Origin of the sequence: Propionibacterium acidifaciens, from assembly GCF_003798325.1 — a bacterium.
GTDB lineage: Bacteria > Actinomycetota > Actinomycetes > Propionibacteriales > Propionibacteriaceae > Propionibacterium > Propionibacterium acidifaciens.
The window spans coordinates 2,786,908-2,810,429 of sequence record NZ_CP033719.1 but is presented as its reverse complement, the minus strand read 5'-3'; the positions used below and the strand labels follow the sequence as shown (position 1 = coordinate 2,810,429).

General features: G+C 71.7%; 20 protein-coding genes. 11 read left to right on the top strand and 9 right to left on the bottom strand.

The features are described from left to right. Positions 1-83: 83 nt before the first annotated feature. Positions 84-827: a DNA repair protein RecO gene (gene recO, locus EGX94_RS12015; RefSeq protein ID WP_021797833.1), complete on the bottom strand. Its 744-nt coding sequence runs from the start codon at positions 825-827 to the stop codon at positions 84-86. A gap of 97 nt (positions 828-924) precedes the next feature. Between recO and EGX94_RS12010 the strand changes: the two genes are divergently transcribed. The 10 genes from EGX94_RS12010 to EGX94_RS11965 all read left to right on the top strand — a co-directional run bounded on the left by EGX94_RS12010 (position 925) and on the right by EGX94_RS11965 (position 13,583). Further along, on the top strand, positions 925-1,707 hold the full coding sequence (locus EGX94_RS12010; RefSeq protein WP_021797832.1) for an isoprenyl transferase: 783 nt from the start codon (positions 925-927) through the stop codon (positions 1,705-1,707). A 7-nt stretch (positions 1,708-1,714) separates the two neighbouring features. Further along, positions 1,715-2,737: a LacI family DNA-binding transcriptional regulator gene (locus EGX94_RS12005; RefSeq protein WP_021797830.1), complete on the top strand. Its 1,023-nt coding sequence runs from the start codon at positions 1,715-1,717 to the stop codon at positions 2,735-2,737. A gap of 103 nt (positions 2,738-2,840) precedes the next feature. Then, positions 2,841-4,229, top strand: a complete 1,389-nt coding sequence (locus EGX94_RS12000; protein WP_021797835.1) for a class-II fumarase/aspartase family protein — start codon at positions 2,841-2,843, stop codon at positions 4,227-4,229. Between the two features lie 5 nt (positions 4,230-4,234). Continuing rightward, positions 4,235-5,725: a DASS family sodium-coupled anion symporter gene (locus tag EGX94_RS11995; protein ID WP_021797818.1), complete on the top strand. Its 1,491-nt coding sequence runs from the start codon at positions 4,235-4,237 to the stop codon at positions 5,723-5,725. Positions 5,726-5,735: 10 nt separating this feature from the next. Further along, a complete protein-coding gene (locus EGX94_RS14460; RefSeq protein WP_021797822.1) occupies positions 5,736-6,260 on the top strand; it encodes a dihydrodipicolinate synthase family protein in 525 nt (174 codons plus the stop codon). Continuing rightward, complete coding sequence (locus tag EGX94_RS11985) at positions 6,257-6,646, top strand: dihydrodipicolinate synthase family protein (RefSeq protein ID WP_123826369.1); 390 nt, start codon at positions 6,257-6,259, stop codon at positions 6,644-6,646. Before EGX94_RS14460 ends, EGX94_RS11985 begins: the two co-directional genes overlap by 4 nt. Before the next feature lie 927 nt (positions 6,647-7,573). Beyond that, positions 7,574-9,082, top strand: coding sequence for an aldehyde dehydrogenase family protein (locus EGX94_RS11980; protein WP_043123166.1), 1,509 nt, complete (start codon positions 7,574-7,576; stop codon positions 9,080-9,082). Between the two features lie 183 nt (positions 9,083-9,265). Further along, positions 9,266-11,035 (top strand): choline dehydrogenase, encoded by a 1,770-nt coding sequence (gene betA / locus EGX94_RS11975; protein ID WP_021798683.1) that lies wholly within the window; start codon positions 9,266-9,268, stop codon positions 11,033-11,035. After that, on the top strand, positions 11,032-13,086 hold the full coding sequence (gene betT / locus EGX94_RS11970; RefSeq protein ID WP_021798680.1) for a choline BCCT transporter BetT: 2,055 nt from the start codon (positions 11,032-11,034) through the stop codon (positions 13,084-13,086). Before betA ends, betT begins: the two co-directional genes overlap by 4 nt. 137 nt (positions 13,087-13,223) lie before the next feature. After that, positions 13,224-13,583 carry a DUF488 domain-containing protein gene (locus EGX94_RS11965; RefSeq protein ID WP_021798681.1) on the top strand — a complete coding sequence of 120 codons (360 nt, stop codon included), beginning with the start codon at positions 13,224-13,226 and terminating at the stop codon, positions 13,581-13,583. 24 nt (positions 13,584-13,607) lie between these two features. Here EGX94_RS11965 and leuA read toward each other — a convergent pair whose 3' ends face one another. Further along, on the bottom strand, positions 13,608-15,287 hold the full coding sequence (leuA, locus tag EGX94_RS11960) for a 2-isopropylmalate synthase (protein WP_051383863.1): 1,680 nt from the start codon (positions 15,285-15,287) through the stop codon (positions 13,608-13,610). 315 nt (positions 15,288-15,602) lie between these two features. On the opposite strand from leuA, the gene EGX94_RS11955 reads away from it, so the two are divergent. Next, a complete protein-coding gene (locus EGX94_RS11955; RefSeq protein WP_021798682.1) occupies positions 15,603-17,096 on the top strand; it encodes an amidohydrolase in 1,494 nt (497 codons plus the stop codon). Positions 17,097-17,311: 215 nt separating this feature from the next. Here the strand turns inward: EGX94_RS11955 and EGX94_RS11950 are convergent, their stop codons facing one another. The 7 genes from EGX94_RS11950 to EGX94_RS11920 form a co-directional block, all read right to left on the bottom strand. Then, on the bottom strand, positions 17,312-17,524 hold the full coding sequence (locus tag EGX94_RS11950; RefSeq protein ID WP_021798115.1) for a hypothetical protein: 213 nt from the start codon (positions 17,522-17,524) through the stop codon (positions 17,312-17,314). A 79-nt stretch (positions 17,525-17,603) separates the two neighbouring features. Then, positions 17,604-18,209, bottom strand: coding sequence for a hypothetical protein (locus EGX94_RS11945; protein ID WP_021798132.1), 606 nt, complete (start codon positions 18,207-18,209; stop codon positions 17,604-17,606). 11 nt (positions 18,210-18,220) lie between these two features. Next, positions 18,221-19,162, bottom strand: coding sequence for a GTPase Era (gene era / locus EGX94_RS11940; protein ID WP_021798125.1), 942 nt, complete (start codon positions 19,160-19,162; stop codon positions 18,221-18,223). After that, the gene (locus tag EGX94_RS11935) at positions 19,155-20,456 is read right to left on the bottom strand and encodes a hemolysin family protein (RefSeq protein ID WP_021798122.1); all 1,302 of its coding nucleotides are present in this window, start codon (positions 20,454-20,456) and stop codon (positions 19,155-19,157) included. Before EGX94_RS11935 ends, era begins: the two co-directional genes overlap by 8 nt. Beyond that, complete coding sequence (ybeY, locus tag EGX94_RS11930; RefSeq protein WP_021798128.1) at positions 20,453-20,902, bottom strand: rRNA maturation RNase YbeY; 450 nt, start codon at positions 20,900-20,902, stop codon at positions 20,453-20,455. The genes EGX94_RS11935 and ybeY overlap by 4 nt, the downstream gene beginning before the upstream one ends. Continuing rightward, complete coding sequence (locus EGX94_RS11925; RefSeq protein WP_043122388.1) at positions 20,899-21,846, bottom strand: PhoH family protein; 948 nt, start codon at positions 21,844-21,846, stop codon at positions 20,899-20,901. Before EGX94_RS11925 ends, ybeY begins: the two co-directional genes overlap by 4 nt. Before the next feature lie 214 nt (positions 21,847-22,060). After that, entirely contained in the window at positions 22,061-23,491 is a 1,431-nt protein-coding gene (locus EGX94_RS11920; protein WP_021798129.1) for an MFS transporter, read from the bottom strand. Positions 23,492-23,522: the final 31 nt, after the last annotated feature.

Genomic DNA, 23,522 nt, shown 5'->3' with positions numbered 1-23,522 from the left:
GGGTAACAGGTGAGAAGGTCAGGGGAACGGGGTCCCTCCCCCGGGCCCGCCTCGGTCCGGTCGGCCCCGCCCCGGGCGCCCGCTCAGTCGCCGGGGATCATCCGCAGGGAGCGCAGCCCGTGGTCCATGTGCCAGGTGGCGAAGGCGGAGACCAGCCCCGCCGTCCGGCGCTCGACATCCTCGCCGACGCCCCTCGTGGCGGGCCAGTCGCCGCAGACGAGGGCGCTCAGCAGCGCCCAGCACTCGGGGCCCGGGCGGGTCGAGCCGGGCGGGCGGCAGGAGTTGCACACCATGCCCCCCGCGGCGGGCGCGAACCACTCGTGCGGCCCCCGCAGTCCGCAGCGCGCGCAGGAGTCCAGCACCGGCGCGTAGCCGGCGATCGCCAGCGCGCGCAGCAGATAGGAGCCGAGGATCATCGAGGCCGGCCGGGACCCGTCGCTCGTGCCCCGGCCGAGCACCCGCAGGGCGCCCTGGAGCAGCAGGTACTGGCGCCGGGAGGGCTCCTTCTCGACGACCATGAGCCGGTCGGCCGTCTCGAGCATCGTCTCTCCGCTCGTGTACAGGGTGTAGTCGCCGACGAGGGCGTCCCCGTAGTGGTGCAGCGACTCGGCCTGGGCGACCACGTCGAGGCTGCGGCCGACGGCCAGTTGGACGTCGACGTGGCTGAACGGCTCGAGGCGCCCGCCGAACCGGCTGGAGGTGCGGCGCACCCCACGGGCCACCGCGCGCACCTTGCCGTGGTCGCGGCACAGCAGGGTGATGATGCGGTCGGCCTCGCCCAGCTTGTGGGTGCGCAGCACGATGGCCTCGTCGCGATAGGTGGGCACGACTCCATTGTGCCGCCGCGCGGAAGGTCCGAGGGGGCGCCCGGTCGTCCGGCCGTCCACCCCCGCCGGGGACGGGGACGCCGTTAGGCTGGTGCCCGTGAACGCATCGTCCCGTCATCCCGTGCGCCCGCCGGATCCGCACCCGAGCGGCGTCCGCCCCCCGCAGCTGCCCGCGCGGTTCGTCCCGCGGCACGTGGCGATCGTCATGGACGGCAACGGACGCTGGGCGAGATCGCGCGGCATGGCGCGCACGGAGGGCCACGAGCGAGGCGAGGCCGTGCTCATCGAGGTGCTCCAGGGCGCCATCGAGATGGGCATCGGCACGCTGTCGATGTACGCCTTCAGCACCGAGAACTGGCGGCGCTCCCCCGACGAGGTGCGCTTCCTCATGGGCTTCAGCCGCCGCATGATCCACACCCACCGCGACCTCCTCGACGGGCTCGGCGTGCGCGTGGCCTGGGCCGGGCGCCGGCCCAGGCTGTGGGCGAGCGTGCTCCGCGAGCTCCAGGCGGCCGAGGAGCAGACCCGCGACAACACCGTCATCACCCTGCAGCTGTGCCTCAACTACGGCGGCCGCGCGGAGATCGCCGATGCGGCGCGGGCCATCGGCCGCGACGTGCGCGCCGGCCGGCTCAACCCCGACCGGGTCGACGAGAGGACGCTCCAGCGCTACCTCTACCACCCCGAGCTGGGTGACGTGGACCTGTTCATCCGCACCTCCGGCGAGCAGCGGACGAGCAACTTCCTGCTGTGGCAGAGCGCCTACGCCGAACTGGTGTTCAGCGACAAGCTCTGGCCCGACTGGGACCGCCGGGACCTGTGGGCCGCCGTCGAGCAGTACGCCCGCCGCGACCGCCGGTTCGGCGGCGTACGGGCCTGAGACGGCGATGGGATCGACGCTGCGCCAGATCGCCCTCGAGTGCGGAGTCGCCGTCTCAACGGTCTCGCGCGCCCTCAACGGGCACCCGCACGTCAACGAGGAGACTCGTCGGCTCATCCGGGAGACGGCCGAGCGCCTGGGCTACCGGCCCTCGGCGGCGGCGCGCGCCCTGCGCGGCTCGGGGACCCGCACCGTCGGCGTCGTGCTGCCCGACATGATGAACGCCTTCTACGCCCGGACGATCTCCATGGTGCAGGACCAGCTCGAGGAGCGCGGCCACAGCGTCGTCATGGCGGTGACGAACAACGAGGGCCGGCGCGAGCGAACGGGCCTCGAGCGGCTCATCGCGAGCGGGGTCGACGGCATCATCGTCGTCCCGACGCCGACCCGCCGGCCCCCGACCCCCGAGGGCCCGCCCCTCGTCGAGATGAACCGCCGGTCGAGCAGGCGCGTCGACTGGGTGGGCTACGACGAGGACGAGGGGGCCCGCACGCTCGCGGGGCTCCTCGTCGGCGCCGGCCATCACGACATCGCCTTCATCGGCGGACAGCCCTCGTTCAGCACGACCCGCCGCCGGCTGGAGGGCTACCGCCGGGCGCTCGCCGAGGCCGGCGTGGAGCCCGATCCGCGGTGGGTGCAGCTGCGCGCCTACTCCCCCGACTGGGGCTCGGAGGCCCTCAGGCGCCTGCTGGCGCTGCGCCCGGCGCCCACCGCCGTGTGCGCGTCCTCGAGCGAGCTGGTCCTCGGGCTGCTCACCGAGGCCCGGCGGCGGGGTCTGCGCCTGCCGTCGGAGCTGTCGCTCGTGGCCTTCGGGAAGACGGACTGGTACGCCGTCACGGATCCCGGCATCACCACCTACGAGCAGCCGATCGAGCAGGTGGCCCACATCGCCGTGCAGCTGCTGGCCGACCGCATGGCCGGTTCGACGGCCGACCCGACAACGGTCCTGGTCGAGGGCCGTGCGGTCGAGCGCGACAGCGTCGCGGCCCCGCCGACGGGCCCCGAGCCGCCCTGCGGCACCGCAATTTAACTGCAAACGATTCCAGTTCCATCGTCATGATGCGGAGCGTCTCGCCGAATTTACGCTGAACCCATCCTGCAAGCGTTTCCATTCAATGGCGAAAGGCGACACGATGTCCTACGCAGCCCCCTTCTCCCTCCTCTGGCGGAACGCAGGCGACCCGGTCCAGGCCGAACTCTTCGGCGAGGACTCCTGCATCGAGTCGTGGCTGAGCGTCGAACGGGCGCTGGCCACGGCGCAGGCCTCGCTGGGCGTCATCGGGCCCTCGGACGCCGAGGCCATCGTCCGCGCCGCACGGATCGGGAACATCGACCGCGACCGGCTGTGGCGGGACGCGCAGAACGTCGGCTACCCGATCCTCGGGCTGGTCCGGCAGATCTCCGCCCACTGCCCCGCCGGCCCCGACGGGCGCGTCCACTACGGCGCGACCACCCAGGACATCATGGACACCGCACTGGCGCTCCAGATGTCCCGCTCCCTGGAGGCCCTGGACGAGCGGCTCCAGCGCCTCGGCGACGCCCTGGCCGAGCGCGCCACCGAGCACGCCGGCACCGTGATGCCCGGCCGCACGCACGCCCAGCAGGCCGTGCCGACCACCTTCGGCGCGACACTGGCCACTCTGCTCGACCAGGTGCGCCGCCAGCGCACGCGTCTGCAGCAGGCCCACGAGCGGATCGCCGTCGTGTCGCTCTTCGGCGCCGGCGGCACGAACGCCGCCGAGGGGCCCCGCTCCGTCGGGATCCGGTCCCGGCTGGCCGCCGAGCTCGGTCTCGCGGACGTGCCCGTGCCCTGGCACGTCGACCGCGACGTCCTGTCCGAGTACGGCTGGATCTGCGCCACGATCGCCGGCACCTGCGCGAAGCTCGGGCGCAACATCGTCGACCTGTCGCGCACCGAGATCGGCGAGGTCTTCGAGCCCTTCACCAGCCACCGGGGCGCCTCGTCCACGATGCCGCAGAAGGTCAACCCGATCAGCTCGGAGCTCATGATCGGCGTCGGCGCCGTCGCCGGCGCGCTGGCCTCGGGACTGGTCCGCATCCAGGAGGCCGGCCACGAACGGGCCGCCGGCGAGTGGCAGGCCGAGTGGTACCTCGTCCCGAACCTGGGCTGCCTGGCCGGCTCGGCCCTCGGCGAGGCCCTCGTCGTCGCCGAGGGCATGCGGGTCGACCCGCAGCGGATGGCCGCCAACCTCGACCTCGACGGCGGACTCATCATGGCCGAGGCGATGATGATCCAGCTCGCCCCGGCGATGGGCCGCGAGCACGCCCACGACCTCGTGTACGAGGCGGCCGAGCGGGCGCGCGAGCAGAAGCGGACCCTGCACGAGATCATGCCGGTCGTGGCGGCCGAGCAGGGCAGGGCCGATCTGCTGCCCGAGCACCTGGTCGGGCCGTCCGACTACGTCGGCGAGGCGGGTCGCATCGTCTCGACGGCCGTCGAGCGGTGGCGGACCACGCGGGCGCTGCCCGCCGGCCCGGCGATCGCGGACCTGGGCGGGTGAGCACCATGGCCGCAGCATCCGCCCCGTCGCAGGCAGACCGGCGGGGGAACGTCGAGGAGCGGGGCGGGCTCAGCCCGGCCCCCCTGCTGCGCGTTCTGGTCCCGCTGGTCGTCGGGGCGGTCATCTGGTTCGCCCCGCCGCCCGGCGGCGTCACCGGTCGCGCCTGGCACATGCTCGCGATCTTCCTCGCCACCATCGTCGGGATCATCGCCAAGCCCCTGCCCATGGGCGCGGTGACCATCATCGGCACCGTCGTGTGCATCCTCACCGGCACCGTCCCGCTGACCGCCGAGAAGGCGGGCGACCCGACCGCGCTCATGGGCTTCTCGAACTCCACCATCTGGCTCATCGTCGTGGCCTTCCTCATCTCGAGGGGCTTCATCACGACCGGACTCGGACGGCGCATCGCGCTCCTCTTCGTCTCCAGGATCGGCGGGCGCATGCTCGGCGTGAGCTACGGCCTGGCCCTGGCCGACCTGGTTCTGTCCCCCGCGATCCCGTCCGCGACCGCCCGCGGCGGCGGCATCATGGCGCCGATCATGCGCTCGGTGGCGCTCACCTACGACTCGACCCCCGGCCCGACGGCCCGACGCGCGGGATCCTTCCTCGCGATCAACGTCGGCCAGGTCAACGCGGTCACCTGCGCCATGTTCCTCACCGCGATGGCGGGCAACCCGCTCATCGCCTCGCTCGCCTCCTCCCAGGGCGTGACGCTCAGCTGGACCTCCTGGGCGCTGGGCGCCATCGTGCCGGGCCTGTGCGCCCTGGCCGTGGTGCCGCTGGTCGTCCACGTGGTCTGCCCGCCCGAGCTCGAGGAGACTCCCGAGGTCGTCGCCATGGCCAAGCGCGAGCTGGCGACCCTCGGCCCGACGAGCCCGGCCGAGAAGATCATGGCGGGCACCTTCGTGCTGCTCCTGCTGCTGTGGACGGTCGGGGACATCGTCCTCGGCGTCGACGCCACGACGACCGGCCTCATCGGTCTCGTCGTCCTGCTGCTGAGCGGCGTGCTCACCTGGGAGGACGTCATCCGCGAGAAGGCGGCCTGGGACACGATGGTGTGGTTCGCGGTGCTCTACATGATGGCCACCGCCCTCGGGAAGTACGGGCTCCTCGGCTGGCTCGCGGACGTGATCGCAGGCTCGCTCGGCGGCATGCGCTGGCAGTTCGCGTTCATCATCCTCACGCTGGTCTACTTCTTCAGCCACTACCTGTTCGCCTCCGCCACGGCGCACATCTCGGCCATGTACGCGGCCTTCCTGGCGGCGGCCGTCGCCGTCGGGACTCCCCCGCTCATGGCCGCCCTCGTACTGGGCTACATCTCGAACCTGTTCACCTCGATCACCCAGTACTCCGGCGGCGCGAGCCCGGCCCTGTTCGGCACCGGCTACAACAGCGTCGGAGACTGGTGGCGGGTCAGCTTCATCGCCGCCCTCGCCTCGATCGCCGTGTGGATGGTCGTCGGCGGCGGCTGGATGAAGCTGATCGGCTACTGGTGAGGAGAAGACGATGACCACCGGGAACGCGACGACCGCCGGAGGCGGGGGCCTCAGCGGCATCTACCCCTATCCGGTGTCACCGCTCGACGGGCGCGACCGGGTGGACGAACGGGCCCTGCGCCGCCTCGTCGGGCATCTGCTCGACGAGGGGGTGCACGGCCTGTCCCCGTCGGACTCCACTGGCGAGGTGACGCACCTCACGCCCGCCCAGCGGGAGGCCGTCGTGCGGATCACCGTCGACGAGGCCGCCGGCCGGGTGCCGGTCGTCGCGGGGGTGGCGGCCTTCGCCATCGCCGATGCCGCGGCCCAGGCGCAGGCCATGGCCTCGTGGGGTCGACGGCCTCGTCGGCATCCAGCTGGTTCACGGCCAGCCGTCCCCCGACGAGATCGTCGACCACGTCCACGCGCTCGCCACGGCCACGGACCTGCCGGTCGTCCTCTGCACGAATCCGCGTCTCGAACCTGCCCCTGTCGGCGCTGGAGCGGATCGTCGCCGACGAGACGGTGTAGTACCTCGAGGACGCGTCCGGGGTGACCGGCAGGCTGGTGACCATCCGGTCCGCGCTGGGCGGGCGGCTGCGGTTCTTCGCCGCCTCGGCCCACCTGCCCGCCGCGGTCCTCGACCTCGGCGGGGTGGGCCGGATGGCCGGGCCGGCCTGCGTCGCGCCCGCGGCGGCGGTCGCCCTGTGGGATGCGCACCGCCGCGGCGACCTGGCCCGCCGGGCGAGGCTCCAGGAGGCGATCTGGCCGCTCAACGCCCTGTTCGTCCGGCACGGGGCGGCCCCGCTCGTCAAGCTGGCGCTCGACGAGGCCGGGTACCCGTGCGGCGATCCCGTGCGCCCGCAGCGGCCGGCGCCGGAGTCGGTCCGCGGCGAGCTGCGGGCGGTCCTGGCCGGCATCGCCGAGGCGCTGGACGCCTGAGCGCCGCCCCGGGTGAATCGTCCGGCCCGGCGCCGTGCACGTCGGGCAGGCCGCCCGGAGCCGTGACCGATGCCGGCGACGCGGGACCGGTCGGCGGCGCACGGCGAACCCGCCGGCGGCGGCCCTGTCGCGCAGGCCCTGCCGTCGGGGGTCGGCGGCTCGGAGCGGCAGCGGGACCGGCCGGGCGACACGGATCGCGCCGGGAACCAGGATCATCTGCGGGTTGCCGGCCCTCCTCCCTGAGTCCGGAGGAGGGCCGGCCCCTTCCGCGGCCCTCCTCCGGACGGGGCGAGGGCCCCTCTCGGAGGCCCGGTCCGCCGACTGGGCCGGCGCGCCCCTCCCCGGCGGACGCGGGCCCTGACGAACCGAGCGCTCCGGCAGGAGCCCCGCGCCCCGTGACCGCCGGGGACCGCTCGTCGGGGGGCCGCTCCGGCAGGTCTCCGACGAGCGGGTCCGGGCTCCTCCCGGGACGGATCCCGATCATCCGCTGGCCCCGGAGCCCTCCCCATCCGCCCGGTCGCTCGGGCCGTCCCCGACCCACCGCCGACGCCCCGACCGTCGGACGCGCTCCGAACCGCGAGGCGATCGCGACGAGCACCCTCGGTGGAGCCGGTCAGGGGACGATCAGGGCACCCCCGACGGGAGGGCGCCCCGGGGGAACGAGCCCAGGGCTCATCATCGGACCATGACGCACGAGGTGTTTATCCTGAACACGGAGCTGGCCCACGGCATGGGCCGGCCCACGGCAGGGCCCGCCGGCCCACGGCAGGGCCCACGGTGGAACGGACCGAGTGGCGTTCGGTCCCGAGTCCCAGGAAGTCCCTGTCACCGCGCCACCGGCGCACCCGCACGAACCCACCGCCCGATGCGCTCGGACAACACATCCACAGGCAACACATTTTCAGAACATCCAGACAGGAGACACTCATGGATCGACCGGACCGACTGCTCATCGGGGGGAGCTGGCGGGCCGCATCGGACGGCGGCACGCGACGCATCCTGTGTCCAGCGGACGGGGAGCAGGTGGCCGAGGTTCCCGAGGCGACGGTCGAGGACTGCCGGGCCGCAGTCGCAGCGGCCCGCCGCGCGTTCGACCGGGGCCCCTGGCCGACGACCCCGTCACCGGAGCGGGCCGGGCTCCTCATGGCCGTCGCCGACCGGCTCGAGGCCGAGTCGGACGAGGTGGCCCGTCTGGAATCGCTCGACACGGGCAAGCGCCACGTGGAGAGCCTCCTCGACATGGCCGACATCGTGAACGTGTTCCGTCACTTCGCAGCCCTCGCCCAGAGCGAGGCGGGCCGGGTGGTCGACACCGGTGTACCGGACGTCGCGAGCCGCGTCGTGACCGAGCCCGTCGGGGTCTGCGTGCTCATCACCCCGTGGAACTACCCGCTCCTCCAGACGGCATGGAAGGTCGCACCGGCGCTCGCCGCGGGCAACACGTTCGTCCTGAAGCCCTCGGAGCTCACCCCGCAGACCGCCATCTGGCTGTGCCGGACGCTCACCGAACTCGGCCTTCCCGAGGGCGTCGCCAACTTGGTCCTCGGTCCGGGGTCTGTCCTGGGCCCGACCATGACCGCCTCTCCGGACGTCGACCTGGTGTCGTTCACAGGCGGTGTGGTGACCGGACGCTCGATCATGGCCTCTGCGGCCGGCACGGTGAAACGGGTGGCGCTCGAGCTGGGCGGCAAGAACCCGAACGTCGTCTTCGCGGACGCCGATCTGGATGCCGCGATCGACAACGCGCTCACGGCCGTCTTCCTCGACTCCGGGCAGGTCTGCTCGGCCGGCGCCAGGCTCGTCGTCGAGGAGTCGGTCCACGACCGGGTCGTCGACGAGCTCGTCCGGAGGGCCCGGGCCATTCGTCTCGGCGGGCCCTTCGATCCGAACGCCGAAACCGGTCCCCTCATCAGCGAGGCCCACCGCGACAAGGTCGAGCGCCACGTGGCCCAAGCCCTGGCGGAGGGCGCCGTCCTGCGCTGCGGCGGCCAGCGCCCCGGCGGGGACCTGGCCTCCGGCTGGTACTACCTGCCGACGATCCTTGACGACTGCGCGTCCCCGATGGCCTGCGTCCACGAGGAGTCCTTCGGGCCCGTCCTCACTGTCGAGAGCTTCAGCGGGCCGACGCCCGAGGAGGCCGAGGACGCCGCGGTGGCGATCGCCAACGACACCGTCTACGGGCTCGCGGGCGCCGTCTGGACCGAGAACGCCGGACGCGCCGAACGCGTGGCCCGACGGCTCCGCCACGGGACGATCTGGATCAACGACTACCACCCCTACGTACCGCAGGCGGAATGGGGCGGCATGAAGCAGTCCGGCATCGGTCGCGAGCTGGGGATCGCCGGGCTGGGCGAGTACCAGGAGCACAAGCACATCTGGCACAACCTCCGACCGGCACGAGCCGGATGGTTCGACGATCCCGCAGACAAGGGCTGAGGCCCTCACCTCATCCCCACCGTTTTTCCGCCGTGGCACCGCCGCGGCGGTGCGCCCCCGCGATGAATGCGTCCGGGGCCGTCCCGGGCCGTGGGATCGGCTGTCCCGTGGCCCCGCCACCGGATTCCGCGGCACTCCGCAGCACCGGGAGTCCGCAGTACCCAGAAGAAGGAGAAGAGCTCAGTGAAGAAGCGCTACGACTACGTCATCGTCGGAGGGGGCTCGGCCGGATCGGCCCTCGCGAACCGTCTCTCGGCGGACGCCTCCGCCTCCGTCCTCGTCCTGGAGGCGGGCCGGGCCGACTTCATCATCGATCCCCTCGTGCACATGCCGGCAGCGCTGATGTTCCCGTCCGGCAACCCGCTCTACGACTGGGCCTATGAGACGGACCCCGAGCCCTTCATGGGCGGGCGTCGCGTTAAGCACACCCGTGGCAAGCTGCTGGGGGGCTCCTCATCGATCAACGGCATGATCTTCCAGCACGGCAACCCGGGCGACTACGACCGCTGGGCCGCCGCCCCGGGGATGCAGGAGTGGGACTTCGCGCACTGCCTGCCCTATTTCAAGCGCATGGAGACCCGTCTGGGCGGCGCGAACGCATGGCGCGGGGGATCCGGCCCGCTCCACCTGGAGCGCGGCCCCGCCACGTCGCCACTGTTCCAGGCGTTCTTCGAGGCGACCGTCCAGGCCGGCTATCCGCGCACGGATGACGTCAACGGCTACCGTCAGGAGGGCTTCGCGCCGTTCGACCAGAACATCAACCACGGCTCACGCTGGAGTGCGGCGCGAGCCTATCTGCGCCCGGTCAGGGGCCGGAGGAATCTCGACGTCACGACCCTCGCGTACGTGACGGGCCTGACCTGGAGGGGCACCCGCGTCACCGGGGTCGACTTCCACCGCATGAACCGGACCCATCACGTGGACGCCGGTGAGGTCATCCTGTGCGGCGGCGCGTTCAACAGCCCCCGCCTGCTCGAGCTGTCCGGCGTGGGGGATCCCCAGGTGCTGCGCGCCGCCGGCGTGACCCCGCGCATCGAGCTGCCGGGCGTCGGCGAGAACCTCCAGGACCACTTGGAGGTCTACCTCCAGCACGAGTGCCTGCAGCCCGTCTCGATCGCCCCGTGGCTGAAGATGTGGAAGGCGCCCTGGATCGGAGCCCAGTGGCTCTTCCTCGACTCGGGCGTGGGGGCGTCCAATCACTTCGAGGGAGGCGGCTTCATCCGCACCAACGACGAGGTCCCGTACCCGAACCTGCAGTTCCACTTCCTTCCCATCGCGGTCCGCTACGACGGATCCGCCCCGGCGTCCGAGCACGGCTACCAGGTGCACATCGGACCGATGAACTCCGACGTCCGCGGACACATCCACATCACGGACCCGGACCCCGCCGTGCGCCCGTCCATCCTGTTCAACTACCTGTCGACCGAGCGCGACCGCCGCGAGTGGGTCGAGGTCATCCGCGCCGCCCGCCACATCCTGGCCCAGCCGGCCTTCGCCCCGTTCGACGCCGGCGAGATCTCCCCCGGCCCTCAGGTCGAGTCCGACGAGGAGATCCTCAGCTGGGTCGCGCGGGACGCCGAGACCGCACTGCACCCGTCCTGCTCGACCAGGATGGGCACGGACGACATGTCCGTCGTCGATCCCGCGTCCATGCGGGTCCACGGGGCCGAGGGCCTCCGCGTCGTCGACGCGTCCGTCTTCCCGACGATCACGAACGCCAACATCTACGCGCCGGTCATGATGGTGGCCGAGAAGGCCGCCGACCTGATCATCGGCAACACGCCCCTCGCACCCGAGCGTCCCCCCGTCTACAGGGCTGACGGATCGATGCCGATCTACCCGCCGGGCGATCCGCGCAACAAGGCCTGGGACGCCGTCCCGCGCGTCCCCAGCGCCGCACAGGCGGAGGCGGAGCACCCGGTTCCGCCGCGACGCGTCGGGAGCCACCGGTGACCGGTACCGGTCACCGGGCGGCCGCCCGCACCGACAGGCCGCCCGTCAGGTGGCCCGTCTTCATCACCGCCCTGTCGATCACCGGCTTGGTGGCCGCGTGGTGCCTGGCGGCCCCGGAGTTCGCGGGCGGGGTCCTCGGGAAGACCGTCTCCCGGGCCGCCGACCGCCTCGGCTGGTTCTACATCGCCCTCGCCACCGCGGCGCTGCTCTTCGTGATCCACCTGGGCCTCCGCTATCCGAGGGTCCGCCTGGGCGGCGACTACGACCGTCCCGAGTACTCCACCTTCTCGTGGGCGGCCATGCTGTTCGCGGCGGGCATCGGCACGGACCTCATGTTCTACGCCGTCGCCGAGCCCGCCGCGCAGTTCCTGTCGCCGCCCCAGATCCCCGGCGGAACCGTGGACGCGGCCCGACAGTCGACCGTGTGGGCGATCTACCACTACGGGATCACGGGCTGGGGGATGTACGCCCTCATGGGACTCGCCCTGGGGTACTTCGCCCACCGCAAGAAGGCGCCGCTGGCCGTCCGCTCGGTGCTGGCGCCCCTCTTCGGCAAGCGGGTCCGGGGACTCATCGGGCACTCGGTCGACATCGCGACGGTGATCGGCACGATCTTCGGTGTCGCCACATCACTCGGGATCGGCGTCGTGATGCTCAACGTGGGGTTGAACATCCTCTTCGGGATCCCCCAGGGCCTCGGCGCCCAGACGGCCCTGGTCGTCCTGGCGGTCGTCCTGGCCACCATCTCGGCGACCACCGGCGTCGACAAGGGCATTCGCAGCCTCTCGCAGCTGAACGTGGCGCTGGCGGTCGTCCTCGCGGGCTGGGCGCTGTTCACGGGCAACACCACCTTCCTGCTCCGCTCCATGGTGATGAACATCGGCGACTTCGTCACGATGTTCCCCGGCATGACGCTCGACACGATGGCCTACGACTACCCGGCCGGCTGGATGCAGTCGTGGACGCTGTTCTTCTGGGCGTGGTGGATCGCGTGGTCGGCCTTCGTGGGCATGTTCCTGGCCCGCATCTCGAAGGGGCGCACGATCGGGCAGTTCGTCCTCGGCACGCTGATGATCCCGTTCTCGTACATCGTCATGTGGATCTCGATCTTCGGGAACAGCGCCGTGAAGCGGATCATGGACGGGGACGCCGCGTTCGGTCAGGCCGCGACGGCGTCGCCGGAGCAGGGCTTCTTCCAGCTCCTCACCACGATCCCGGGGACGCCCGTCCTGATCGCGCTGTCCACCTTCGTCGGGCTGCTGTTCTACGTCACCTCCGCCGACTCCGGCGCGCTCGTCATGGCGAACCTCTGCAGCGAGCTGCCCGCGGCCGACACGGACGCGCGACCGTCGCTGCGCATCCTGTGGGCCGCCGCCACGGGGATCCTGACCATCGGCATGCTGATGGTCGGGGGCATCCCGGCGCTGCAGAGCGCGACGATCATCATGGCGATCCCCTTCGCCCTCGTCCTCATGCTCGTCATGGTCGGCCTCGACCGGGCCCTGCGCGAGGAGCACCTGCACGAGCAGGCCGTCCAGCGCTCGTTCACCGCCCAGTGGGCGAGCCCCGAGACGGCGATCTCGAGTGGATCGTGGCGCCGCCGCCTCTCGCTGTCGCTCGACTCGGTGTCCTCGCGCCAGGCCGAGGAGAGGCTCCAGAACGTCATCCGCCCGGCTCTGGACGAGGTCGCCGAGGCCCTGCAGGAGCGCGGGGTCCCGGCCGTCGTCCGCGAGGTCTCGAACGGGCTGCAGCAGAACGTCTCGCGGCGTGTCCAGCTTGAGGCCCTCTCGGAGAGCGAGGACGGCGAGGACTTCGTCTACCCCGTCCAGATCCGGCGCTCGTCCGCGACGTCCTGCGGTGCCCGCACGATCGGGACGGACGACGTGACGATCCATCTCGAAGTGGCATTCGGAGAAGGGCTGAGTTACAACATCTACCCCTACGAGTGCAACCAGATCTGCAACGACGTGCTCGACCATTACGAGCGCTACGAGCTGGTGGCAGCATCCAGGCAGGAGGAGGCCACCCTCCAGGCCGCGGTGCAGCACTGAGGCCGCCGGCGACGGCACGGCAGGAACCGACAGGAGGGGTCATCCGCTCTCCGACCAGGCCGAGACCAGCGCCGTCGAGGAGGGAGAGGCCGGGCCCGGGGGCACGGGCCGTCGGCGTCCGTGCTAGACCGGAGGGCATGGAGATCGTCATCAAGCGCGCATACGAGCAGGCATCGGACGAGGACGGCTACCGGGTGCTCGTCGACCGGCTGTGGCCGCGGGGCGTCTCGAAGGCCCGCGCCGCGCTGGACGAGTGGTGCAAGGACGTGGCCCCCAGCCCCGAGCTGCGGGTCTGGTTCGGGCACCGGCCCGAGCGCTTCGAGGAGTTCGCCGCCCGCTACGCGAAGGAGCTGGACGCCTCCGGGGCCCCGGCCGCGCTCTTGGAGCGCGCGGCGGCCTCCGGCAAGGGGCGGCTCACCCTCGTCTACGCGGCGAAGGACGCCGGCAACGATCACGTCACGGTCCTCGCGGACCGCCTGAGCCGACTGCCGGCCTGAGCCGGCGGTCGGCCCGGACCCGGCTCAGGCCCGGTTCACGGCGCTGACGGCGGCCTTGAGGGTCGCCGTCGTGATGTCCGGGTCGATGCCGACGCCCCACAGGACGACGGCGTCGTCGCCGCGGCCGACCTCCACCTCGACATAGGCGGCGGCGTAGGCGTCGCCGCCCGAGGTGAGGGCGTGCTCGGTGTAGTCGAGCACCTTGACCGTCAGGCCGACCTGCCCGAGCGCGTCGATGAAGGCGGACAGCGGGCCGTTGCCCTCGCCGTTGATGCGCTCGTCCCGGCCGTTGAACCCGATCGTCGCGTCGACGCTCGTGAGGCCCCTCGCGGCGCCGACGGTGAAGTCGAGGGCGCCGATCGGTTCGGCGCGCTCGAGGTACTCGTCGTGGAAGAGCCGCCACAGCTCCTCGGAGCTGATCTCCCGGCCGCTGGCGTCGGCGCGGTCCTGCACGACGCGGCTGAACTCCATCTGGAGGCGCCGCGGCAGGTCGAGGTGGTGGTCGCTCTTCATGAGATAGGCCATGCCGCCCTTGCCGGACTGGCTGTTGACGCGGATGACGGCCTCGTAGGTGCGCCCGACGTCGTGCGGGTCGATGGGCAGATACGGGGCGAGCCAGTCGACCTCGTGGATGGTCCTGCCCTGCGCCCGGCCCCTGGCCTCGAGGTCCTCCAGGCCCTTCTTGATGGCGTCCTGGTGGGAGCCGGAGAAGGCGGTGTAGACGAGGTCGCCGGCGTACGGCTGGCGGGCCGGCACGGGCATGCCGGTGCAGTACTCGACGGTGCGGCGGATGCGGTCCATGTCGGAGAAGTCGATCTGCGGGTCGACCCCCTGGCTGTACAGGTTCATGCCGAGGGTCACGAGGTCGACGTTGCCGGTGCGCTCGCCGTGGCCGAACAGGCAGCCCTCGACGCGCTGACCGCCGGCCATCATGCCCAGCTCGGTGGCCGCGACGGCGCAGCCCCGGTCGTTGTGGCAGTGCATGGAGACGCAGACGTTGTCGCGGTGGGCGATGGTGCGGCCGAAGTACTCGATGCGGTCGGCGTAGACGTTCGGGGTGGAGACCTCGACGGTGGCCGGCAGGTTGAGGATGATCTCGCGCTCGTCGTCGGGCTGCCAGACGTCCATGACGGCGTTGCACACCTCGACGGCGAAGTCGACGGGCGCCTGGGTGAAGATCTCGGGGCTGTACTCGTAGCCGACAGGCGTGTCGGGCAGGTGCTCCTCGATGGCCCGGATCACCCAGCCGGTGCCGCGCCGGGCCAGGTCGACCGTCTCGGCCTCGGTGTTGTGGAAGACGACGCGGCGGAAGAGCTCGGCGATGGCGTTGTACATGTGGATGACCGCGTGGTGCGCGCCGACGAGCGACTGGGCGGTGCGGTCGATGAGGTCCTCGCGGGCCTGGGTGAGCACCGAGATGGTGACGTCCTCGGGGATGGCGTCGTCCTCGATGAGCGAACGGACGAAGTCCCACTCGGTCTGCGAGGCCGACGGGAAGCCGACCTCGATCTCCTTGTAGCCCATCTGGACGAGCAGGTCGAACATCTTGCGCTTGCGCCCCGGGGTCATCGGGTCGATGAGGGCCTGGTTGCCGTCGCGCAGATCGGTGGACAGCCAGCGCGGGGCCTTCGTGATGCGCCGGTCGGGCCAGGTGCGGTCGGGCAGCGGGATCGTCTCGGCCGGACGGTACCGGCCGACGCTCATGCCGCTGGGCCGCTGGACCGGCGCCGCCAGCGGGCACACGTGGGGGACGGGGGGAACGGTGGTCATGTGAGGATCCTTCGTCAGGAGAGGACTCCGGGCACTGGCCCGGGCGCCGGCGCGACAGCACTCCGCAGCGAGACTGGCCGACTACTCGGAACGGATCTCACTGCGGCACAGAAGTAGCAGCCCCCTCAGGGCGGCACTGTCCACAGCCACGGACCCATGCTAGCTCACAGCCCCGGCACGACGCGACAGCATGTCCTGACGCCCCGGACACCCCTCCGGGCCCATTGCGTCGAGGGGTTTGATGGGGGCATGAGACTCCGCAATGCCAGGATGGTCGACCTCGCGACGGGCGTGTCGGACCGACCCCGCGACATTGTGATCAGCGGCTCGCGCATCTACCGCTCCGACGTGTCGACGACGGGCGCCGGCGACGACGGCGCCGAGATCGACCTGCAGGGCCGCTGGGTCATGCCCGGGCTGTGGGACGCGCACGTGCACTTCGACCTGTGGGCCATGGCCTGCCGTCGCCCCGATGCGGGCCGGGCCGACAGCGCGGCCGAGCTGTGCGCAGGCCTGCGACGCATCGTCGAGGCCGGCTCGGACGAGGATCCCGTCATCGCGATGGGCGCCCAGCACTGGGCCTGGGCCGACGACCTGGACGGCAGGATGCTCGACGCGATCAGCGGGACCCGGCCCCTCGTCGTCGTGGCGGCGAACCTCCACACCGCCTGGGCGAACCGGGCCGCCCGGCGCCACTGGGGCATGGACCGCGAGGATCTCGCCGACGGCGTCCTGCGCGAGAAGGACGCCTTCCGGCTCGAGGACCGGTTCAGCGTCGTGGACGAGGCCCTGCTCGACGACTGGGTCGCCAGGGCGCAGGAGCAGGCGGCCTCCCGCGGCATCGTGGGCATCGTCGACATGCAGCACGGGCCCGAGCGCATCCGCACGTGGCGGCGCCGCGCCGCCCGGACCGACCAGCTCCTGCGCGTCGTCATCGCCTGCTGGGCCGACAGCATCGACGAGGCCATCGGGGCGGGGATGCGCACCGGCCACCCCATCGACGAGGCCGGATGGCTGCGCGGCGGGCCGCTCAAGATCATCACCGACGGCTCCTTCACCGCCCAGACCGCCTGGTGCACGCACCCGTACGGGGATCCGGACAGCGGCCTGGACCCGCACGGCTCGCCGAGCATCAGCCGGGAGAAGCTCGCCACCCTCATGAGCCGCGGCGAGCTGAACGGCCTGCAGCTCGCGGTCCACGCCATCGGGGACCGGGCGATCGCCATGACGCTCGACTGCTTCGCCGAGACGGGGGCCTCGGGCAGCATCGAGCACGCCATGGTGCCGAGCGCGGCGGACATCGCCCGCATGGCCGAGCTCGGCCTCCACGCGAGCGTGCAGCCGGTGCACATGCTCGCGGACCGGGAGCTCATCGAGGACAGCTGGCCGACCGGGGCCGGGCGCTCCTTCCCGCTGCGCTCGATGCTCGAGGCGGGCGTACCCCTCGCCTTCGGCACCGACGCCCCGGTCACGCCGATCGATCCGTGGCTGGCGATCCGGACCGCGGTGCTGCGCGCCGTCCCGGGGCAGGAGCCGTGGAACGCCTCCGAGTCGCTGAGCATCGCCCAGGCCCTGCGCTCCTCGACCGGGCGCATCGCCGCGCTCGTGCCCGGCGGCCACGCCGATCTCATCGCCCTCGACGAGAACCCGCTCGAGACCGATCCCGAGCACCTCGCCGAGACGCGGGTCCACCTCACGATGGCCAACGGCGAGCTCACCTGGTGGGCGGACGCCGCCGACTGAACGCGCCCGGGGCCGGGATGCGCGGGGAGGGACCGGCCCATGGGCCGGTCCCTCCCCGCGCATCCGCCTCGTCCTGCGCCCACCGGCTCCCGCACGCACCGGGCGCCGAGCCGCTCCGCACCGGACGGTCGGCGCAGGGCCCTCGGGCCGGCGTCGGGGCGCCGACCCCGGACCATCGGGCGCCGGCGGTCCCGACGCGGGGTCCGCGGCGGAACTCAGGCGTCCTCGCCGTCCCCCGTCCCGGGGCGGCCGAGGTAGGCCATGGCACCGACGATGCCGCCGAGGACGAGTGTGCAGACGAACAGCCTGCGCACGCAGCGGCCGAGGAACGAGCCCTTCCTCCTGGTCTGGGCCTCCTCGGCCCGGGCAGCGGCCTTGGCGGCCCTCTTCTCCGCCTTCTTCGCGGCACGTTTCTTGCAGATCGCCATGATTGCCTCCTAGTGCGTTGTGCGGTTCCATCGTCTCACGGCCGCGGCCCTCGTCCGGTCATGGCACCGCGGGAACGGCTCATCGCCTGTTCGCGTCCTTCATGAAGTCGATGACACGGTACCGGATGGCCGGCGCGATGTCGGACAGCAGGTCGTCCTCATCGGCGGCGAGCACCGCGGTGAGGGCGCCCTGCTCGCTGGAGACGATCCGCTCGGAGGCGACCGTGTAGCGCCGGCGGAGCGCCCCGTCGAGGGTCCAGGTGATGGTCCCGGGCCCGGTCCAGGTGAAGACCGCCCGGTGCCGCCCCCCGGTGATCTCGTCGATCATCGTGCACGCGATCGGGGCGTGCTCGGGCTTGTCGGCGAGGTAGGTGGCGATGGCGTACTCGGTCCGGCCGGGCACGCAGGGATCGGGCATGTCGGGGGTGCGCTCCAGGTCGTGGAGCCGGTCGTCGACCCTGGTCAGGGCGTGCGTCCAGGTGAAGGGGTTGGCGTTCTTGCACTCGATGCGCGAGCTCACCTCGACCAGGTCCCCGTCGACGGGCCGCACCGAGAAGCTCAGGACGTTGGTCGCGCCGAGGTCGTGCACGATCGCGCCCACCTTGTCGCCCTGCGCGTTGACGAGGCCCTCGAAGATGAGCCGCGTGCCGAATGCGGCACGGCGTTCGCGTCCGATGAGTGCCATGACGGTCCCCCTCAGAATCCCAGTCGGTTCAGCTGCTTGGCGTCGCGCTGCCAGTCCTTGACCACCTTGACCCTGAGGTCGAGGCGCACGGGGGTGCCGAGCAGCGACGAGATCTGGCGCCGCGCGCGGGTGCCGATCCGTTTGACGCGCTCGCCGCCCCTGCCGACCATGATGCCCTTCTGCGAGTCCCGCTCGACGACGAGGTCGGCATGGATGTCGAGCAGCGGACGGCGCCCGTCGCGGTCCTCGCGCAGACCCATCTCGACGACGGACACGGTGATCGAGTGCGGCAGCTCGTCGCGCACCTCCTCGAGGGCGGCCTCGCGGATGAGCTCGGCGGCCAGGGTCTCGTCGGGCTCGTCGGTGATCTCGCCGTCGGGGTAGAACGCCGGCCCGGGCTCCATGAGGCCGAGCAGCACGTCGGCGACCTCGTCGACCTGGTCCCCCACGAGCGCCGAGCACGGCACGACCTGCTCGAGGGCGAGGCCGCACTCGTCCTCGAGGGCGCCGATGCCGGCCAGGTGCCGGGCCAGGCGCGGCGGGTTCACGAGGTCGGTCTTCGTGGCGACGGCCACGACCGACGGGCCACCCCGCAGCCGGGCCAGCTGGCCCGCCAGGTATCTGTCGCCGGGGCCGATCCGCTCGTCGCTGGGCAGCACGAGAGCGACGACGTCGACCTCGGCCCAGGTGTCGCGGACGAGGTCGTTGAGCCGGTTCTGGAGCAGCGAGCGGGGTCTGCTCACGCCGGGCGTGTCGATGACGACGAGCTGGCCCTCGGCGCGGTGGACGATGCCGCGCACCGTGTGGCGAGTGGTCTGCGGCTTCGGGCTGGTGATGGCGATCTTACGCCTGACGAGGGCGTTCATCAGCGTCGACTTGCCCGCGTTGGGGCGGCCGACGAAGCAGACGAAGCCGCTGCGGAATCCCTCGGGGGCACTCGCGGGCTCACTCATCGGCGTCCTCCTGCTCGTCGGCCGTCGGCTCCGGAGGCCGGGAGACGACGATGGTGTCGATCTGGTGGCGCCGGCCGGTGGCCCGTTCGGCGGTGAACTCGACGCCCTGCCACGCGACGTGCGCCCCGGGGATGGGGACGCGGTTGAGCAGCTTGGCCATGAGTCCTCCGGCGGTCTCGACGTCCTCGTCGGCGAGCTCGAGGTCGAACAGGTCGCCGACCTCGTCGAGGGGCATGCGGGCCGAGACGCGCCAGCGGTCGGGACCGAGCTCCTCGGCCATGTCGGGCTCGGCGTCGTACTCATCGGTGATCTCGCCGACGATCTCCTCGACGAGGTCCTCGATGGTGGCCAGGCCGGCCGAGCCGCCGAACTCGTCGACGACGACGACCATGTGGTTGCGGCTGGCCTGCATCTCGGCGAGCAGCTCGTCCACCGGCTTGGAGTCCGGGCAGAAGGCGACCGGACGCATGTGCTGGTCGACGGTCTCGGCGCGCTCGGCGTCGGGGTTGTCGAAGACCCGCTGGGTGAGGTCCTTGATGTACATGACGCCGCGCACGTCGTCGAGGTTCTCGCCGATGACGGGGATGCGGCTGAAGCCCGAGCGCAGGGCCAGGCTCATGCCCTGGCGCAGCGTCCGGCCCGACTCGATGAAGACGACGTCGGTGCGGGGCACCATGACCTCGCGCACGAGCGTGTCGCCCAGCTCGAAGACCGAGTGGATCATCTCGCGCTCGCCGTGCTCGATGGCGTCGTTCTGCTCGGCGATGTCGACGAGCCGGCGCAGCTCCTCCTCGGAGGCGAAGGGCCCGTCGGCGTAGCCGCGGCCCGGTGTGACCGCATTGCCGACGAGGATGAGCGCGCTGGTCAGCCAGCCGAGCAGCGCGGTGCACAGGCGCAGCGGGGCGGCGGCGCGCACGGCGACGGTCTCGGCGCGCTGGCGGCCGAGGGTGCGCGGCATGACGCCCCAGAGGATGAAGGCGACAACGGTGAGGATGAGCACGGGCACGACGAGACGCGCCCCGGTGCCCTTCAGGTGCTCGGAGAGCACGTGGAGGACGGCGCAGGCGGTGACCATCTCGCACCCGATGCGCAGGAGCATCGCCGTGTTGATGGTCGGGGCCGGATCGGCCTCGATCTCGGCGACGCGCGCGGCGCCGGCGATGCCGTCGTCGACCATGTGCCGGGCCCGCGAGGGCGTGATGACCTGCAGCGCCGTCTCGCCGGCCGCGAGCAGGCTGGCGAGGACCGTCGCGAGGAGCGCGACGGCCAGCGCGATCCACTGGCCGGAGGTCATCCGGCCTCCCGCCAGCCGGCGATGACGCGGTCGTTGAGGTCGAACATGACGGCCTTCTCCTCGGGCTCGGCGTGGTCGTGGCCGAGCAGGTGGAGCAGCCCGTGGACGAGCAGGTACTCCATCTCCTCCTGGTTGGTGCGGCCGTTGCCCCCCGCCTGGGCGTCCGTGAAGGACGGGCAGAGGACGATGTCGCCGAGCAGGCCCTGCGGGGGCTCCTCCTCGTCGTCGGGGACGCGCAGCTCATCCATGGGGAAGCTCATGACGTCGGTCGGGCCCTCCAGGTCCATGAACCGGCGGTGGTAGGCGGCCATGGTGTCCTCGTCGACGAGCAGGATCGACAGCTCGGCCTGCGGGTGGATGCGCAGCGCCCCGAGGGCGTAGCGCGCCAGCCGGACGAGCGCCTGGGTGTCGACCTGCTCGCCGGACTCGTTGTTGATGTCGATCACTGCTGCTCCTGGCGGCGCCCCGAACGGCGCGCATGGGTGGTGTCGTATCGGTCGTAGGCGGCGACGATGCGCCCGACGAGCCGGTGCCGGACGACGTCGTGGCTGGTCAGCCTGCAGAAGGCGATGTCCTCGATCCCGTCGAGGATGCCCTCGACCTGGCGCAGGCCGCTCGGGGCCCCGCCGGGCAGGTCGACCTGCGTGGTGTCGCCCGTGACGACGATCCTCGAGTTGAAGCCCAGCCGGGTCAGGAACATCTTCATCTGCTCGGGGCTCGTGTTCTGGGCCTCGTCGAGGACGATGAAGGCGTCGTTGAGCGTGCGGCCGCGCATGTAGGCCAGCGGGGCCACCTCGATGACGCCGCTCGTGATGAGCTTCGGCACCCGGTCGGGGTCGAGCATGTCGTGCAGGGCGTCGTGGAGGGGGCGCAGGTACGGGTCGATCTTGTCCGAGAGGGTGCCGGGCAGGAAGCCGAGCCGCTCCCCCGCCTCGATGGCCGGACGGGTCAGGATGAGGCGGTTGACCTGCTTGGACTGCAGCGCCTGGACGGCCTTCGCCATGGCCAGGTAGGTCTTGCCGGTGCCGGCGGGACCGACGCCGAAGGTGAGCGTGTGGGTGTCGATCGCGTCGACGTAGCGCTTCTGGTTGAGGGTCTTGGGCCGGATCGTCCGGCCCCGATTCGACAGGATGTTCTGGGTGAGGACCGCCGAGGGGTGCACCCGCGGGTCGTCCGACTCCATCGCGACGATGCGCTCGACGGCCTCGCCGGTCAGGCCCTGGCCGGTGCGAATGATGGTGATCATCTCGGTGAGCACCCGCCAGGCCAGCTCGACCGCGTCGGCGGGCCCGGTGAGGGTGATGCGGTTGCCGCGGACCATGACGTCCGCGTCGAGGCGCCCCTCGAGCAGGCGCAGGAACTCGTCGCGCGGACCGAGCAGGTTGACCATGTCGAGCGAGGCGGGCACGAGGATGGTGCGCACGCCTTGGTCGTCGGTGTCGTCGGCGCCATCGGCGCGCCGGATGTTCGTGCTGGTCAGAACGGGGCCTTTCACAAGAGAACGATCTCCCCCGAAGGGGCGGTGCCGGCCCCCATGCTACGCGGTGACCGCCCCCGGCGGACGTCCGCCGCACCCGGGCGACGCCGGACGCGGCGGGCGCAGGTCAGCCCTGCGCCACGACGACGACCGTGCCGTCGCGGCCCACGGTGTCGAGGTCGAGGTCCTTGGTCTCCCTCATGGTGACGAGCGAGGCCAGGGTGCACAGGGCCATGGCGATGAGGTAGAGACCGACGGCGCCCGGGCCGAAGCGGCCGGCGAGCCAGGCGGCGATGAACGGGGCCACCGAGGCGCCCAGGATCGAAGCCACGTTGTAGCTGATGGCCGAGCCGGTGTAGCGCACATTGGTCGGGAACAGCTCGGGCAGCAGGGCCGACTGGATGCCGAAGGTCAGGCCCATGAGGGCCATGCCGATGAGCATGAAGACGGTCATGCGGACGAGGTTGGCGTCGGAGCCGGTGCCGATCCTCTCGGGGCTCAGGAAGAAGCCGAAGCTGGCCCCGAAGAGCACGATGGCGGCGGTGACGATCGTGAGGAAGCGCTTGCGCCCCCAGCGGTCGCCGAGGATGCCCGAGATCGGGATGGTCACGGCGAACGCGCAGATCGTGATGAGCTGGACGACGAGGAAGTCGTGGTAGCCGATGCCGAGGAAGCCGGAGCCGACCTTGCCGATCGAGTAGGACAGGATCCACGTCGTCATGAGGTAGAAGAGCGTGTAGGTGGCGACCATGAGGAAGGTGCCGCGCACCAGTGGGCCCCAGGAGGTCCGGAAGACCTCGACGACCGGGGCCTTCACCACGTCGCCCCGCTGCTGGGCCCGCCGGAAACTCGGGGTCTCGTCCAGCGTGAAGCGCACCCACAGGCCGAGGACGACGATGACGGCCGAGAAGAGGAAGGGCAGGCGCCATCCCCAGGCGAGGAAGACGTGGTTGCTCGGGGCCGTCGTCGAGTCGTAGTCCATCGCCACGGTGAGCAGGAGGAAGAAGCCGTTGGCCAGCAGGAAGCCGATCGGGGCGCCCAGCTGGGGCCACATCGAGTCGAAGCCGCGCTTGCCGGGGCGGGAGTTCTCACCGGCCAGCAGCGAGGCGCCCGACCACTCGCCGCCGAGGCCCAGACCCTGGCAGAAGCGCATGAGGGCGAGGAATGCGGGGGCGGCGATGCCGACCGCCTCGTAGGTGGGCAGCAGGCCGATGAGGACGGTGGCGATGCCCATGGTCAGCAGCGAGGCGACGAGGGTGGCCTTGCGCCCGGCGCGGTCGCCGAAGTGGCCGAAGAGCACGGAGCCGACGGGACGCGCGACGAAGGCGACGCCGAAGGTGGCCAGCGAGGCCAGCAACGCGCCGGTGTCGGTCGCCGTCCTGAAGAACAGGAGCGGGAAGACCGAGATGGCCGCCGTCGCGTACGCGTAGAAGTCGTAGAACTCGATGGTCGTGCCGACCAACGAGGAGACGATGATGCGCCATGCGGAACTGCCGCCGGCAGGGGCTCCCCGGTCGGCGGTCATGGCGTCATTCGTGAGATCGGTTGCTGTTGACACGCCCTCCAGGATAAGTGTGTCTCACGAAACG